The sequence below is a fragment of the Sanguibacter keddieii DSM 10542 genome (assembly GCF_000024925.1).
GTDB classification, from domain to species: domain Bacteria; phylum Actinomycetota; class Actinomycetes; order Actinomycetales; family Cellulomonadaceae; genus Sanguibacter; species Sanguibacter keddieii.
The window spans coordinates 1,817,869-1,834,051 of record NC_013521.1; the positions used below are offsets into that span (position 1 = coordinate 1,817,869).

At 71.1% G+C, this 16,183-nt stretch carries 10 protein-coding genes; 6 read left to right on the forward strand and 4 right to left on the reverse strand.

Annotation, left to right across the window (positions count from 1 at the left end):
- The first annotated feature begins 150 nt into the window (after positions 1–150).
- The 3 genes from SKED_RS07955 (at position 151) to SKED_RS07965 (ending at position 6,088) form a co-directional block, all read left to right on the forward strand.
- Positions 151–2,529: an HAD-IC family P-type ATPase gene (locus SKED_RS07955; RefSeq protein ID WP_012866628.1), complete on the forward strand. Its 2,379-nt coding sequence runs from the start codon at positions 151–153 to the stop codon at positions 2,527–2,529.
- Positions 2,530–2,736: 207 nt separating this feature from the next.
- The gene (gene acnA, locus SKED_RS07960) at positions 2,737–5,493 is read left to right on the forward strand and encodes an aconitate hydratase AcnA (protein WP_012866629.1); all 2,757 of its coding nucleotides are present in this window, start codon (positions 2,737–2,739) and stop codon (positions 5,491–5,493) included.
- Between the two features lie 151 nt (positions 5,494–5,644).
- On the forward strand, positions 5,645–6,088 hold the full coding sequence (locus SKED_RS07965; RefSeq protein ID WP_012866630.1) for a DUF1801 domain-containing protein: 444 nt from the start codon (positions 5,645–5,647) through the stop codon (positions 6,086–6,088).
- 19 nt (positions 6,089–6,107) lie between these two features.
- Here SKED_RS07965 and SKED_RS07970 read toward each other — a convergent pair whose 3' ends face one another.
- Together SKED_RS07970 and SKED_RS07975 are read right to left on the reverse strand one after the other, a co-directional pair.
- Positions 6,108–7,097, reverse strand: coding sequence for an aminoglycoside phosphotransferase family protein (locus tag SKED_RS07970; RefSeq protein WP_012866631.1), 990 nt, complete (start codon positions 7,095–7,097; stop codon positions 6,108–6,110).
- Positions 7,090–7,920: a type 1 glutamine amidotransferase gene (locus SKED_RS07975; protein WP_012866632.1), complete on the reverse strand. Its 831-nt coding sequence runs from the start codon at positions 7,918–7,920 to the stop codon at positions 7,090–7,092. The genes SKED_RS07970 and SKED_RS07975 overlap by 8 nt, the downstream gene beginning before the upstream one ends.
- Positions 7,921–8,109: 189 nt before the next feature.
- On the opposite strand from SKED_RS07975, the gene SKED_RS07980 reads away from it, so the two are divergent.
- Entirely contained in the window at positions 8,110–9,402 is a 1,293-nt protein-coding gene (locus SKED_RS07980) for an alpha/beta hydrolase (protein ID WP_012866633.1), read from the forward strand.
- A 49-nt stretch (positions 9,403–9,451) separates the two neighbouring features.
- Here the strand turns inward: SKED_RS07980 and SKED_RS07985 are convergent, their stop codons facing one another.
- The gene (locus SKED_RS07985) at positions 9,452–10,165 is read right to left on the reverse strand and encodes an NUDIX hydrolase (RefSeq protein WP_012866634.1); all 714 of its coding nucleotides are present in this window, start codon (positions 10,163–10,165) and stop codon (positions 9,452–9,454) included.
- Positions 10,162–11,616, reverse strand: coding sequence for a GMP reductase (gene guaB1, locus SKED_RS07990; protein ID WP_012866635.1), 1,455 nt, complete (start codon positions 11,614–11,616; stop codon positions 10,162–10,164). The genes SKED_RS07985 and guaB1 overlap by 4 nt, the downstream gene beginning before the upstream one ends.
- Before the next feature lie 198 nt (positions 11,617–11,814).
- Here guaB1 and dxs point away from each other — a divergent pair, with 198 nt between their 5' ends.
- Both dxs and pflB read left to right on the forward strand, forming a co-directional pair.
- Positions 11,815–13,707, forward strand: a complete 1,893-nt coding sequence (gene dxs, locus SKED_RS07995; protein WP_012866636.1) for a 1-deoxy-D-xylulose-5-phosphate synthase — start codon at positions 11,815–11,817, stop codon at positions 13,705–13,707.
- 133 nt (positions 13,708–13,840) lie between these two features.
- Positions 13,841–16,120: a formate C-acetyltransferase gene (gene pflB, locus SKED_RS08000; protein WP_012866637.1), complete on the forward strand. Its 2,280-nt coding sequence runs from the start codon at positions 13,841–13,843 to the stop codon at positions 16,118–16,120.
- Positions 16,121–16,183 lie beyond the last annotated feature (63 nt).

The window sequence follows — 16,183 nt, forward strand, 5'->3', positions numbered from 1 at the left end:
TGCGACCGCGCGGACTTCCCAGGTTCGCCCGCGCCACGCCGGGTATGTTGATCCCTCACGCCGTCAGCGGGCCGTCGTCGGCCACCAGCGTCGGCGGCCAGCAGTGCCGCCGGACATCAGCGCCGCCGGCCGTCAGCAGGGAGAACGCCAGTGCACGGACTGACGTCCGCCGAGGTCGCCGACCGTAGGTCTCAGGGCCTCGTCAACACGGTCGACACGACCACCTCTCGGTCCTTCAAGGACATCCTCCGGGAGAACGTCTTCACGCTCTTCAACCTGATCCTGGCGATCGCCCTCGTCCTGGTGCTGCTCACCGGCAGGTGGGCCGACGCGCTCTTCGGGTTCGTGATCGTCGTCAACGCGGCGATCGGCATCGTCACCGAGTACCGCGCCAAGCGGACCCTCGACAACCTCGCGATCCTCGACGCGCCCTTCGCGCGCGTGCTGCGCGACGGCTCCGAGCAGCAGGTTCGCCTGGAGGAGATCGTCCAGGACGACGTCGTCCAGCTCGGCACCGGCGACCAGGTCCCGGCAGACGGCACCGTCCTGACCTCGGCGGGGCTCGAGGTCGACGAGTCGATGCTCACCGGCGAGTCTCGCTCGGTCCACAAGGCCGTCGACGACGAGGTGCTCTCGGGTGCCTCGGTGGTCGCCGGCAGCGCGGCGTTCCGCGTCACCCGCGTCGGGGCCGACGGGTACGCCAACAAGATCACCGCCGTCGCCAAGCAGTACTCGACGGTGCAGTCGGACCTGCGCGACGGCGTCAACAAGGTGCTGCGGGTCGTCTCGTTCGCGATCGTCCCCATCGCCCTGCTGCTCGCCTGGAGCCAGCTGCGCGCGACCGGCGGATGGGCGACGGCCTTCGACGAGGGCCACTGGAAGGACGCCGTCGTGGCGGCGGTCGCCGGCGTCGTCGGCATGATCCCCGAGGGGCTCGTGCTCCTCACGTCGCTGAACTTCGCCCTCGCCGCGATGATCCTGGCACGCCAGAAGGTCCTGGTGCAGGAGCTCGCCGCGGTCGAGATCCTCGCCCGCGTCGACGTGCTCTGCCTCGACAAGACCGGGACCATCACCGACGGCACCGTGTCGCTCACCTCTCTCGAGACGCTCGCCGAGGTGCCTGGCGCCCTCGAGGCCCTCGCCGCGATCGCGACCGACGCGGAGGGCAACGCGACCTCGAAGGCCATCGCGGCAGGTGTCGCCACGACCGCGCCGGCGACCGTTCTCGGTGCGGTCCCGTTCTCCTCCGCCCGCAAGTGGAGCGCGGTCGAGACGTCGGACGGTGTCTGGGTCATGGGTGCTCCGGAGATCCTCCTGGGCGAGCGTGTCGACGCCGCGGCCGAGGCCGCGCGGACCGTCGTCGTCCGGGAGGCCGACACCGGGGCCCGCGTCGTGCTGCTGGCCCGCAGCGCCCTCCCGCTGCCTGCGCCCGACGGCTCGCTGCCCGGAGACCTGCAGCCGGCGGTCGTCGCGGTGCTGGGGGAGCGTGTGCGGCCTGACGCCGCCCAGACGCTCGCGTACTTCCGCGAGCAGGGCGTCCACGCCAAGATCATCTCGGGTGACAACCCGGGCACCGTCGCGGCCATCGCGACCCGGGTCGGGCTGCGCGGCGAGGGGGTGGCCGTCGAGGGCTACGACGCCCGCGACCTCCCGCACGACGACCCTGCCGAGCTCGCGCGGATCGTCCGCGAGAACGACGTCTTCGGTCGTGTCTCGCCCGAGCAGAAGCGCGACCTCGTCCACGCGCTGCAGGGCGACGGTCACGTGGTCGCCATGACCGGGGACGGCGTCAACGACGCCCTCGCGCTCAAGGACGCCGACCTCGGTATCGCGATGGGCAACGGAGCGGGGGCCAGCAAGGCCGTCGCCCGCATCGTGCTCGTCGACGGTGAGTTCTCGACCCTGCCGGGGGTCCTCGGGCAGGGCCGACGCATCATGGCGAACATGGAGCGCGTCGCGACGCTGTTCCTGTCCAAGACCACGTACGCCGCGCTGCTGGCCGTCGTGGTGGTCCTGCTCTCGTGGGACTACCCGTTCCTGCCGCGGCACATGACGATCATCGGGGCCCTGACCATCGGCATCCCCGCGTTCCTGCTCTCGCTGCCGTCGAACAACCAGCGCTTCGTCCCCGGCTTCCTGCGTCGCTGCCTGTCCTTCGCGATCCCGGTCGGTCTGGTGGTCGGGACCCTCGTGCTCTCCATCTACGCGTACGTGTGGGGGAGCGACTCGCTCGTCCAGGGACGCACCGCGGTGTTCATCGTGCTCATCTCGATCGGCCTCTGGGTGGTCGGGGTCCTCGCTCGGCCGTGGCAGGCGTGGAAGGTCGCGATGATCGTGGCGCTCGCCGCGGCGGCCGTCGCGGTGCTGCTGGTCGAGCCGGCACGCGAGCTCATCAGCCTCGAGTACCCGAGCCGCGAGTCTGCGCCGTGGATCGCAGCGACCGCGATCGTCGGGTGCCTCGCGGTCGAGGCGATCCACCGGTGGTTCACGCCGTACCTGGTGGCGCGAGGCGAGCGCACGGCGGACTGACCAGCGCGCCACACCGCCGTATATATCTTGACGTCAAGATACATGCGGTATGCTTGTCCCGGATTCGACGACGGCCGCACGAGCGGCTCGTCGAGCACTGCCCGGCTACGCTGGGCGAAGCCCCCCAACACCAGGTGCGGGCCGCAGCGGACGTCTCGCCGACGCCCCCGTGCGCGCACCTGTCTCGCCGAAGATGAAGGAGCCTACGTGAGCAGCGTGGACACGTTCGGGTCGAAGGGAACTCTCGAGGTCGATGGCACCTCGTACGAGATCTTCCGGCTCGCCGCAGTACAGGGGACGGACAAGCTTCCGTTCAGCCTCAAGGTTCTCGCCGAGAACCTCCTCCGCACCGAAGACGGCGCGAACATCACCGCTGACCACGTCAACGCCCTGGCCTCCTGGGACCCCGACGCTCAGCCGGACACCGAGATCCAGTTCACCCCTGCGCGCGTCATCATGCAGGACTTCACCGGTGTGCCCTGCGTCGTCGACCTCGCCACCATGCGCGAGGCCGTCGCCGACCTCGGCGGAGACCCCGAGCGCGTGAACCCGCTCGCCCCCGCCGAGCTGGTCATCGACCACTCCGTGCAGATCGACGTCGCCGGCCGCGCCGACGCCTTCGAGCGCAACGTCGAGCTCGAGTACGAGCGCAACCGTGAGCGCTACCAGTTCCTGCGCTGGGGCCAGACGGCCTTCGACGACTTCAAGGTCGTCCCCCCGGGCACCGGCATCGTGCACCAGGTCAACATCGAGTTCCTGGCCCGCACGATCATGACGCGCGAGGTGGACGGCGTCCTCCGCGCCTACCCCGACACCTGCGTCGGCACCGACTCGCACACGACGATGGTCAACGGCCTCGGCGTGCTCGGCTGGGGCGTCGGCGGCATCGAGGCCGAGGCCGCGATGCTCGGCCAGCCCGTGTCGATGCTCATCCCGCGCGTCGTCGGCTTCAAGCTCACCGGTCAGATCCCCTCGGGCGTCACCGCGACCGACGTGGTCCTCACCATCACGCAGCAGCTGCGCCAGCACGGCGTCGTCGGCAAGTTCGTCGAGTTCTACGGCGAGGGCGTCGCGGCGGTCCCGCTCGCCAACCGCGCGACCATCGGCAACATGAGCCCCGAGTTCGGCTCGACCGCGGCGATCTTCCCGATCGACGGCGTCACGCTCGACTACCTGCGCCTCACCGGCCGTTCCGAGGAGCAGCTCGCGCTCGTCGAGGCGTACGCCAAGGAGCAGGGCATGTGGCTCGACCCGTCGGCCCCGACGTACGTGGAGCCGAAGTTCTCCGAGTACCTCGAGCTCGACCTCTCGACCGTCGTCCCCTCGATCGCCGGCCCGAAGCGCCCCCAGGACCGCATCGAGCTCTCGAACGCCAAGTCCGCCTTCGAGCGCGACCTGCCGACGTACGCGCCCGAGGTCATCGACGCCGTCGACCAGGCGGAGAAGGAGTCCTTCCCCGCCTCCGACGCCCCCGCCGTCGGCACCCAGGTCCGCCGCGTCGTCGACGTCACCGACACCCAGGGCCGGTCCTTCGGGCTGTTCCACGGTGCGGTCGCGATCGCGTCGATCACCTCCTGCACCAACACGTCGAACCCGTCGGTCATGATGGCCGCCGCGCTCGTCGCCAAGAAGGCCGTCGAGAAGGGCCTCACGGCCAAGCCGTGGGTCAAGACCTCCATGGCCCCGGGCTCGCAGGTCGTCACGAACTACTACGAGAAGGCCGGCATGTGGCCTTACCTCGAGAAGCTCGGCTTCCACCTCGTCGGCTACGGCTGCGCCACCTGCATCGGCAACTCCGGCCCGCTCGACGAGAACATCTCGACCGCGGTCAACGACCACGACCTCGCCGTCGTCTCGGTGCTCTCGGGCAACCGCAACTTCGAGGGTCGCATCAACCCCGACGTCAAGATGAACTACCTCGCCTCGCCGCCGCTCGTCATCGCGTACGCGCTCGCCGGGACCATGGAGTTCGACTTCGACCACGAGCCCCTCGGGCGCTCCGAGGACGGCTCGCCGATCTTCCTCAAGGACATCTGGCCCACGCCGGAAGAGGTCCAGGAGACCATCGACGCGTCGATCGACCGTGCGATGTTCACCAAGGACTACGCCGACGTCTTCACCGGCGACGAGCGCTGGCGCGCCCTGCCGACCCCGGTCGGCAACACCTTCGAGTGGGACGCGGAGTCCACCTACGTCCGCAAGCCCCCGTACTTCGACGGCATGAGCCTCACGCCGTCGCCCGTCACGGACATCTCCGGTGCGCGCGTCCTCGCCAAGCTCGGCGACTCCGTCACCACCGACCACATCAGCCCTGCTGGTGCGATCAAGCCGGGCACCCCGGCCGCGGAGTACCTCGCTGGCAACGGCGTCGAGCGTCGCGACTACAACTCCTATGGCTCGCGCCGCGGGAACCACGAGGTGATGATCCGCGGGACCTTCGCGAACATCCGCCTGCGCAACCAGCTCCTGGAGAACGTCGAGGGTGGCTACACCTTCAACTTCGTCACCAACGAGCAGTCGTTCATCTACGACGCTGCGCAGGACTACGCCGCACAGGGCACCCCTCTGGTGATCCTCGGTGGCAAGGAGTACGGCTCCGGCTCGTCCCGCGACTGGGCGGCCAAGGGCACCGCGCTCCTCGGCGTCAAGGCCGTCATCACCGAGAGCTTCGAGCGTATCCACCGCTCGAACCTCATCGGCATGGGAGTCCTCCCGCTGCAGTTCCCGGTCGGCGAGAACGCCGAGTCCCTCGGGCTCGACGGCACCGAGACCTTCGACATCTCCGGTGTCACGGTCCTCAACGACGGCTCGACCCCGTCGACCGTCAAGGTCGCGGCGACGAAGACCGACGGCACGTCCGTCGAGTTCGACGCCGTCGTGCGCATCGACACCCCGGGCGAGGCGGACTACTACCGCAACGGCGGGATCCTCCAGTACGTGCTCCGGTCGCTCGTCCAGAAGTGAGCTGACTGACTGCACGACCGCACGACCGCACGACTGAACGACAGCACGACATGCCACAGTGGGGCGTCCATCCTCTCGGGGACGGGCGCCCCGCTGTGCTGTTCCCCGCCGCGCTGTTCTCCGCCGCGCCACCGTGCGCCACACTGGTCGTATGGCGTCCTCAGCAGTCACGGTCGAGAACGACGAGCCTGTCGGGGCTTTCCTCGACGGCGTGGTCCACCCGGTGCGACGGCGTGACGCGCACACCCTGGTCGCGCTCATGGAGCGCGTCACCGGTCTGCCGCCGCGGATGTGGGGGAGTGCCATCGTCGGGTTCGGCTCGTACCACTACGTCTACGCGTCAGGACGCGAGGGCGACATGGCCGCGGTCGGGTTCTCGCCGCGCAAGGCGGCGACGACCGTCTACCTGGTCGAGGGCTTCGAGGACCACGCCGACGACCTCGCATCGCTCGGTCCCCACACCCTCGGGAAGTCCTGCCTGTACCTCAAGGACCTCGCTGCGGTCGACCTCGAGGTGCTGGAGCGGATGGTGCGGCGCTCGTTCACGACGGTGACGTCGTGGCCGTCGGACGGGTCAGGCCTGCAGGGCGGTTGAGGGAAGCCGCTGAGGACGCTCAGACGTCGTCGAGAAGCGCATCGACCGTCTGCCTGCCCGCCGCCGCGAGATCGGGCGCGTCGTCGCTGTGCGCCAGGAGGGCCGTCGCGAGGACGAGGGCCCACCCGCGTGCACGCTCCCAGACCGCCGGGTCGAGCAGCACGGCGGATCCTGCAGCTTCGGCATCGACGGTGTCGCGGAAGGTCCTCCGGCCGGCCACGTCGAAGATCAGCCATGCAGCCGCGAGGTCGCCCGCCGGATCGCCCGAGGTCATGTCGCCGAAGTCGACGACGGCTCGCAGGGTCACGTCGGCCGCGGGGTCTTCAGACGCGAGGTCCTCGTCGGACACGACGAACTCTCCAGACACCACGTCCTCGTCGGACACGACGATGTTGTAGGCGTGGGGGTCGCCGTGCAGCCAGAGGGCTGGGCCCTCCCACACCGGTGCAGCGAGGGCGACGTCCCAGGCGCGTGCCAGCTCGTCGCGGCGCGGGTGGTCTAGGTGGGCGAGCCGGTCTCGGACCACGGCGTCGCGGCTGGCGAGCGGACCGCCACGGACGGCGCTCGTGGGCGCGTCGGCAGGCGCTGGCGTCCTCAGCTGGTTGAAGAACCTGGCGAGCGGAGCGGCGACGCCACGGAGACGTGAGCGGTCGACCGACCCGGCGGCGACCCCCTCGACCCAGGGCACCACGGACCAGTGCCACGGGTACTCGTCGGACGGCGTGCCGGCGACGACCGGTGCGGGCACGAGCACGTCGACGCGACGGGCGATCTCCGCGAGCCACTGCTGCTCGTGGACGACCAGCCGGGCGCTCAGGTCACGCCGAGGGACACGGACGGCCAGGGAGCTCCCGAGGCGCAGCATGACGTTGTCCCAGCCCTCGCCGACGATCTCGAGCGAGAGGTCGGCGGTGCGGCCGACGCCGTCGATCTCGGGGCACTGCGCCTCGAGGAGGCGTCGGACGAGCGGGACGTCGACGTCGACCTCGGCTGCGGGGCGGTCAGCCACCCTGGTTCACACCGTCGTCGCCAGAGCCAGAGGCAGCGGCCGCGAGCCGGTCCCGGCGGGCGCGGACCTCGTCGGCGAAGGCACCGAAGACCACCAGGGCCCGCGGGACGAGGCTCGGCATCCGGCGCGCCACGTCGGCGCGCATCTGGTCGGCCACGCCCGGGCCGAGCTCCGCGGCCATCTCGGGCTGGTCCAGCCACTCGTCGACGTGCGCGGCGTCGAGCTCGAGGTGGAACTGGAGGCCGACCGCGCTGCCGGACCGGAAGGCCTGCACCGGGGTGAGGGGCGTCGACGCGAGCACCGTCGCACCCGGGGGCGCCGAGACGGCGTCGCCGTGCCAGTGGAGCACCTCGGGGTCGGGCGAGGCGTCGACGGTCAGCGGGTACAGGTACGCGTCGCGCAGGCCGGCGCCCGTGAGCGACACGGGGGCCACCCCGATCTCCTCGCCGTGCGCCGTGCTCAGCTCACCGCCGAGGGCGACGGCCAGCAGCTGCATCCCGAGGCAGATGCCCAGGACGGGGAAGCCGGCTGCCGTGGCCTCTGCCAGCAGGCGGCGCTCGGCGGCGAGGCCGGGGTGCGTGGCGTCGTCGAGCGCTCCCATACCGCCGCCCATGACGACTAGGCCCGCCAGCGACCCGACGTCGGGAAGGGCGGGGTCGGGGTCGTCGAGGACGGTGACAGAGCGCCACGAGACGCCGCGCTCGTCGAGGGCGCGACCGACGAGGCCCGGACCCTCCCAGGCGGCGTGCTGGACCACCAGGACGGTCGCCGTGGGTGTTGCCGCTGCCCCGGGCGCGGGCTCGGCCGCGTGCGCGGCGGTCACGAGGCGAGGACCGGCGAGGGGGCGGGGCGCAGCAGCGTGGCGGGCATGGCACCAGGTTATGCGCTCCGGTGCGGAACCCACCGGCCTCCCGCGCTCCTGTCGGCGTGGCTCTCGGCAGACGCCCAGGATCGGGGTGGAAGATCGAGGGAAGACCTGAGGAGCCGGAACGGCTCGAGAGGAGCGTGGCCGGTGCACACGGTCTCGGGGAGCGCGGCCGTGGCAGGCATGGTCTCGGGAGGCGCGGCCTTCGGAGGTGGCGTCGCGGGAAGCTCGGCCTCGAGAAGCTCAGCCTCGGTGCACGTCGTCCCGACGGACCTCATCTCGTCGTGGTGGACGGTCGTGGTGCTGGCGGTGCTCGCGGGCGGGGCGGTGACCTTCGCGGTGGTGCGGAGGGTGCGGCACCGCCGGGCGACCAGGGCCGCACAGGGCGCCGGCGCTCCGACCGCGGCCCGCCCGCACGCACGCCGCCCACGCAGCTGGCACCTGGTCCTCGCGGGGGTCGGGGCGCTCCTGCTCGCCATCGGGGTGGGGGTGAACACGTGGGTCGGGTACCTGCCGACGGTCGACTCGCTCGCGATCCACCTCGGCCTGGGGCCGCGGCTCGAGGTGCCGCCCGTGCGTACTGGGCCGGTGCCGGGCGCGACCGTCGCCACCGTCGCAGCCGACCCGGCGGACCTGCCGACGGGGACCGGCGCCTTCGGCTCGGTGCGCATCGACGCCCCCGCCGACCTCAGCGTCGACCCGAGCGACACGTGGGTCTACACGCCCCCGGGCTTCGACGACTCGGGGGAGACCCTCTACCCGGTCGTCGTGATGATCCACGGCTCTCCGGGAGGGTCCGCCGACTGGTTCGGGGCGGGCCTGCCGGCGGTCCTCGACTCGCTCATCACGTCTGGGGCGGTGCGCCCGATGATCGTCGTCGCCCCGGACATGAACGGGCGGGACCAGAGCGAGGTCACCTGCGTCGACTCGACGCGCGGCGGCTCCCAGGTGGAGACCTACCTGCGCGACGTCGTGATGCCCTGGGTGGACGACCACTACCCGGTGGCCACGGGCCGCGAGTACCAGGCGATCGGCGGGATGTCCGCCGGGGCGTACTGCGCCCTCGACCAAGGGCTGCGCCACTCCGCAGACACCGGGACGATCCTCGCGATCATGCCCTACGGGAACCCGGGCGACGCTCAGGGGGCCGGGCTCTCGACCGCCGACGAGGTGGCCGCGCACAGCCCGAGCGACTACGTCGACACCGTCGACCTCACCGACCCGACCGCAGTGTTCCTCGACTACGGCACCAGCGAGCCGGACCCGGAGGTCCCGGCGACGGCGGAGGACCTCGCCGAGCGTCTCGAGGCGCGCGGTCAGCCGGTCGGGCTGCGCACCGAGCCCGGCCTCGGGCACAGCTGGACGACCGCGACAACGGCGCTGCCGTACGCGCTCGAGTTCTTCGAGCAGCAGATGGTGGCGGCAGAGACGGCTCGATAGCCGGCTGCACCGCCACGCTCAGCAGCACCGCCCCGCACTGCAGCATCGCTCAGACCGGGATGTCGAGCACCTGCGGCTCCCACGGGCGGGTCCACCCGAGCCCGTCGAGCACGCGGTCCAGCACGATGCCGGTGAAGCCCCAGACCAGCCGGTCGTCGACCAGGAACGCCGGGCTGTCGAGAGAGCGGCCCGCGCGGCTCACCCGTGCCAGGCGGCGGTTGGCGGGGTCGAGCAGGTCGGTGACGGCGATGCGGAACACAGCGGCTGACTCCCCGGCGTCGACGACGCCGACAGGGGTCGGTCGGGCCCACCAGGCGAGCACCGGGGTGACCACGTGGTTGCTCACGGGGAGCGGGAGGCCGCCGAGAGTGCCCACGACGTCGACCCCGGTCGGGTCGAGCCCGGTCTCCTCGACCGCCTCGCGCAGCGCGGCGCCGACGGGACCGTCGTCCTCGGGGTCGAGTCGACCGCCGGGGAAGGCGATCTGGCCCGGGTGGTGGTTGAGCGACGCGGCTCGCTGGACGAGCAGGACGTCGAGGCCGGCGGGGGCTGGTGCGCGCCCAAGACCACCGCCGAGACCCTCGCTCTCGCCGAGCAGCACGAGGACTGCGGCCGGCCGGGTCGTGGCGGGCCGCTCTCGCTCGGGCAGCGGTGTGCGCGCACCGGGCACGGGCCCGGTGCGCCAGCCCCAGTCGACCCCGGTGCGGACGAGCGCGTCGAGCGCTCCCCGCACCGAGGTCGAGGGCTGTGGCAGGTGGGTCACCAGCCGGCGGGGAGCGGACGGCCCTCTTCGTAGCCGGCGGCGGACTGGATCCCGACGACGGCACGCTCGGCGAACTCGGCGAGGCTCGTGGCGCCCGCGTAGGTGCACGAGGAGCGCAGGCCCGACGTGATCTCGTCGATGAGGTCCTCGACCCCGGGACGCTTCGGGTCGATGTACATGCGCGACGACGAGATGCCCTCCTCGAAGAGCGACTTGCGAGCCCGGTCGAAGGGCGAGCCACCGGCGGTGCGTGCGGCCACGGCGCGGGCCGAGGCCATGCCGAAGCTCTCCTTGTACAGGCGGCCGTTGCCGTCGTCGTGGAGGTCGCCGGGGCTCTCGTGCGTGCCGGCGAACCACGAGCCGATCATCACCTGCGAGGCGCCAGCCGCGAGGGCGAGGGCTACGTCGCGCGGGTGGCGGACGCCGCCGTCAGCCCACACGTGCTTGCCGAGCTCGGTGGCCTTCGTGGCGCACTCGAGGACGGCGGAGAACTGCGGGCGACCGACACCGGTCATCATGCGGGTGGTGCACATGGCGCCCGGGCCCACGCCGACCTTGATGATGTCGGCCCCGGCCTCGACGAGGTCCTCGACGCCCTCGGCGGTGACGATGTTGCCCGCGACCACGGGGACCTTGGGCGACACGGACCGGACGGCCCTGAGGGCCGCGATCATCTTCGACTGGTGCCCGTGGGCGGTGTCGACCACGAGGACGTCGACGCCGGCGGCGAGGAGCTCCTCGGTCTTGGCCGCGACGTCGCCGTTGATCCCTACGGCGGCCGCGACACGCAGGCGGCCGCTCCCGTCGAGCGCCGGGTCGTAGATGCTCGAGCGCAGCGCGCCGGTGCGGGTGAGGACGCCCACGAGGCGGCCGTCGCGGACGACGGGCGCGAGCTTGCGGCGCGACTCGTGCAGCTGGTCGAAGGCGCGACGCAGGCCGTCGGCGCCGGCAGCCTCGAGGACCTGCGCGTCGATCGACGTGGGGTTGGCGGACATCACCTGGTGGACCTGGGTGAAGCGGTCGACACCGGTGCAGTCGGAGGCGGTGATGACGCCGACGGGGCGGTCGCCGTCCACGACGACCGCGGCGCCGTGGGAGCGCTTGCCGATGAGCGTGAGCGCGGTGTGCACGGTGTCGTGGGGGGACACCACGACGGGCGACTCCACGACGGGGTCCTTCGCCTTGACGCTCGCGACCACGTCGGCGACGACGTCGGTCGGGATGTCCTGCGGGATCACGGTGATGCCACCGCGGCGGGCCGTGGTCTCGGCCATGCGGCGGCCGGCGACGGCCGTCATGTTGGCGACGACGAGCGGGATGGTGGTGCCGGTCCCGTCGGTGCTCGAGAGGTCGACGTCGAATCGTGAGGTGACCTCGGACCGGCCGGGGACGAGGAACACGTCCCCGTAGGTCAGGTCGGTCGTGGGGGTCTGTCCGTCCAAGAAGCGCATGGGTCCAGTGTACGAACCCGCGCCGGGCGTGGCGGAACTGTGTGAGCATGGCGACACTCCCAGACGATCCGGGCATCCTGCCCGCCCCCGGGCGGTGCTCTCGCGCGCACGCTTATAGAGTGGATCACCGTGCATCCGCACGACGACGGCGTGTGCGGGGCCTCCCCGGCGCAGCGCACGCAGCAAGGAGGAGTGGCCATGGCAGTCCTGGAGACCATCGCGTCGCCGGCAGACCTCCGCCGGCTGAGCCCGGCGCAGCTCGACCAGCTCGCGGCAGAGATCCGTACGTTCCTGGTCCAGTCCGTGTCGCGGACGGGAGGGCACCTCGGCCCGAACCTCGGCGTCGTCGAGCTGACCATCGCCATGCACCGCGTGTTCGCCTCGCCGACGGACTCCTTCGTCTTCGACACGGGCCACCAGTCGTACGTGCACAAGCTGCTCACCGGGCGTCAGAACTTCGGCGACCTGCGTCGCCGCGAGGGGCTGTCGGGATACCCGAGCCGCGCGGAGTCCGTGCACGACATCGTCGAGAACTCGCACGCCTCGACCGCGCTCAGCTGGGCCGACGGCATCGCGAAGGCGAACGTGGTCCGTGGCCTGCACGACCGCCACGTCGTGGCCGTGATGGGCGACGGCGCCCTCACCGGTGGCATGGCCTGGGAGGCGCTCAACAACATCGCCGACGGGCACGACCGCCGGCTCGTGCTCGTGGTCAACGACAACGGTCGCTCCTACGCGCCCACCATCGGCGGCATGGCACACCACCTCGACACCCTGCGCACGACCCAGGGCTACGAGAGCATGCTCTCGTGGGGCCGGCGCACGCTGCGCCGCTCGGGCCCGCCCGGACGTGTCGCCTACGACGCGCTGCACGGCCTGAAGAAGGGCATCAAGGACGTCGTCGCCCCGCAGGGCATGTTCGAGGACCTCGGCATCAAGTACATCGGGCCGGTGGACGGCCACGACGTGGGCGCCGTCGAGCGCGCGCTCACGAGCGCGAAAACCTTCGGTGCGCCCGTCCTCGTCCACGTGATCACGGAGAAGGGCCGGGGCTACAGCCCGGCCGAGCAGGACGTCGCCGACAGGTTCCACGCCGTCGGCCAGATCCACCCCGAGACCGGGCTGCCCGTCGCGCCCTCGCGCTTCGGCTGGACCAAGGTGTTCGCCGACGAGATCGTCTCGATCGGCCACGCCCGCCCCGACGTCGTCGCGATCACCGCGGCGATGCTCGCACCGGTCGGCCTCGCGCCCTTCGAGAAGGCGTTCCCGACGCGGACCTTCGACGTGGGGATCGCCGAGCAGCACGCCGCGACGAGCGCCGCCGGTATGGCCTTCGCCGGCCTGCACCCGGTCGTCGCGCTCTACGCGACCTTCCTCAACCGTGCTTTCGACCAGGTCCTCATGGACGTGGCGCTGCACCGCGCGGGCGTGACCTTCGTCCTGGACCGTGCCGGCATCACCGGTGACGACGGCGCGAGCCACAACGGCATGTGGGACATGGCCATGCTGCGCATCGTGCCGGGCCTGCACCTCGCCGCCCCGCGCGACGAGGCGACGCTGCGCGCCGCGCTGCGGACCGCGGTCGACGTCGACGACGCCCCGAGCGTCGTGCGCTACCCCAAGGGGTCGGTCGGCGACGCGATCCCGGCGCTCGACTCGACCGACGGGGTCGACGTCATCGGACGGGAGACCCACGACGTCCCGGCCGGTGCGGACTCCCCGCGCAAGGTCCTGGTGGTGGGCATCGGCTCGATGGCGACCACCGCCCTCGAGGTCAGCTCGATCCTCGCCGCGCACGGCCTCGACACCACCGTCGCCTCGCCGACGTGGGTGCTGCCGATGCCCTCGATGCTCGTCAAGATGGCGGGGGAGCACGACCTCGTCGTGACCCTCGAGGACGGGCTCGCCGAGGGCGGCATCGGTGCGCTGCTCGGTGAGCGCGCCGGCCAGGCCGGGGTGCGTGTCCCCGTGCACACGGTCGGCCTGCCGTCGGCGTTCCTCGACCACGCGACGCGCGACCAGATCGTCGTCGCGAACCGGCTGACCGCGCCCGACGTGGCGCGCGACGTGCTGGACCTGCTGGCCCGCTGAGGGGCGGCGAGGCGTGTGACGCACGCCTCGCCGCCCTGGTCGGACGAGGGCCGAAGGTCCCAAGTCGTCCTATGAATATCTCCATAGTCTGGAAGCACGATCAAACGGTCAGTGCAGGACGAAGGAGACGACGATGACTACTACCGCAGACGGCCCCGCCACCACGGCTGGAGCCGCCGCCCCCGAGGCGTGGCGGACGTTCGAGGCCGGCCCGTGGACGGACGCGGTCGACGTCCGCGACTTCATGCAGCGCAACTACACGCCCTACGAGGGCGACGCGTCGTTCCTCGCCGGTCCGACGGCGAAGACGCTGTCCGTGTGGGACACCCTCGAGAAGGACTACCTCTCCGTCGAGCGCGCCAAGCGCGTCTTCGACGTCGACACGCACATCCCGGCCGACGTCGACGCCTTCCCGGCCGGGTACATCAGCGCCGAGGACGACGTGGTCGTGGGACTCCAGACCGACGTCCCCCTCAAGCGCGCGATGATGCCGTACGGCGGCTGGCGCATGGTCGAGACCGCCATCAAGGAGGCCGGCCTCGAGCCCGACCCGCAGGTGAAGGAGATCTTCACCAAGTACCGCAAGACCCACAACGAAGGGGTCTTCGACATCTACACCCCGCGGATCCGCGCCGCGCGGTCCTCGCACATCATCACCGGGCTCCCCGACTCCTACGGCCGCGGCCGCATCATCGGCGACTACCGCCGCGTCGCCTTGTACGGCGTGGACTTCCTCATCTCCGAGAAGATGAAGGACAAGGACCTCGTCGCCGACCAGGGCTTCTCCGAGAGCTGGGCCCGCTACCGCGAGGAGCACTCCGAGCAGGTCAAGGCACTGAAGAAGCTCAAGAACCTCGGCGAGCAGTACGGCTTCGACCTCGGTCGCCCCGCCGCCACCGCCAAGGAAGCCGTCCAGTGGACGTACTTCGGCTACCTCGCCGCCGTGAAGTCGCAGGACGGCGCCGCCATGAGCATCGGACGCCTCTCCGCGTTCCTCGACACCTACATCGAGCGCGACTTCGCGGAGGGCACGCTCACCGAGTCCGAGGCCCAGGAGCTCGTCGACGCGCTCGTCATCAAGCTGCGCATCACCCGCTTCCTGCGGACCATCGACTACGACCAGATCTTCTCGGGCGACCCGTACTGGGCCACCTGGTCCGACGCGGGCTTCGGCGACGACGGCCGCACGCAGGTCACCAAGACGTCGTTCCGCCTGCTGCAGACGCTGCGCAACCTCGGCCCGGCCCCCGAGCCGAACATCACGATCTTCTGGCACGAGGACCTGCCCCAGGGCTACAAGGACTTCTGCGCCGCGATCTCCATCGAGACCTCGGCCATCCAGTACGAGTCCGACGCCCAGATCCGCCAGCACTGGGGCGACGACGCGGCGATCGCCTGCTGCGTGTCCCCGATGCGCGTGGGCAAGCAGATGCAGTTCTTCGGCGCGCGCGTCAACGCCGCCAAGAGCCTGCTCTACGCGGTCAACGGCGGGCGCGACGAGATGAGCGGCAAGCAGGTCGTCACCGGGTACGAGGCCATCACCTCGGACGAGCCCCTGCGCTACGACGAGGTGTGGGCCAAGTACGACGCGATGCTCGACTGGGTCGTCCAGACCTACGTCGAGGCGCTCAACATCATCCACTACAGCCACGACCGCTACGCCTACGAGGCCATCGAGATGGCGCTCCACGACTCCGAGATCGTCCGGACGATGGGCTGCGGCATCGCCGGCCTGTCGATCGTGGCCGACAGCCTCTCGGCCATCAAGTACGCCAAGGTCACCCCCGTCCGCGACGAGACCGGCCTGGTGGTCGACTACGTCACCGAGGGCGACTTCCCCGTCTACGGCAACGACGACGACAAGGCCGACGAGATCGCCCAGCTCGTGGTCAAGACCGTCATGGACAAGATCCGGGCGCTGCCGCTCTACCGCGACGCCGTCCCGACCCAGTCCGTCCTGACCATCACCTCGAACGTGGTCTACGGCAAGGCGACCGGCAGCTTCCCCTCCGGCCACCGCAAGGGCGAGCCGTTCTCCCCGGGCGCCAACCCGGAGAACGGCATGGACACGCACGGCATGGTCGCCTCCATGCTCTCGGTCGGAAAGCTCGACTACGACGACGCGCTCGACGGCATCTCGCTGACGAACACGATCACCCCGTCGGGTCTCGGGCGTAACAAGGAGGAGCAGGTCGGCAACCTCGTCGGCATCCTCGACGCCGGCATGACCGAGGGCCTCTTCCACGCCAACATCAACGTCCTCAGCAGGGAGACCCTCGAGGACGCGATCGAGAACCCGGAGAACTACCCCAACCTCACGGTGCGGGTCTCCGGCTACGCGGTGAACTTCGTCAAGCTGACGCGCGAGCAGCAGCTGGACGTCCTGACCCGCACGTTCCACCAGTCGGCCTGACCCGACCCGCGGTGGTGGCTGCCCGGCCGGGCAGCCACCACCGCCCGGCCGGCTCGACCGGCG

What these genes read in the sequence shown, in the direction of transcription:
- SKED_RS07965 (WP_012866630.1), top strand. Translation starts at nt 5,645, where the DNA reads ATGGCGTCCTCAGCAGTCACGGTCGAGAACGACGAGCCTGTCGGGGCT.
- guaB1 (WP_012866635.1), bottom strand. Translation starts at nt 11,616, where the DNA reads ATGCGCTTCTTGGACGGACAGACCCCCACGACCGACCTGACCTACGGG.
- dxs (WP_012866636.1), top strand. Translation starts at nt 11,815, where the DNA reads ATGGCAGTCCTGGAGACCATCGCGTCGCCGGCAGACCTCCGCCGGCTG.
- pflB (WP_012866637.1), top strand. Translation starts at nt 13,841, where the DNA reads ATGACTACTACCGCAGACGGCCCCGCCACCACGGCTGGAGCCGCCGCC.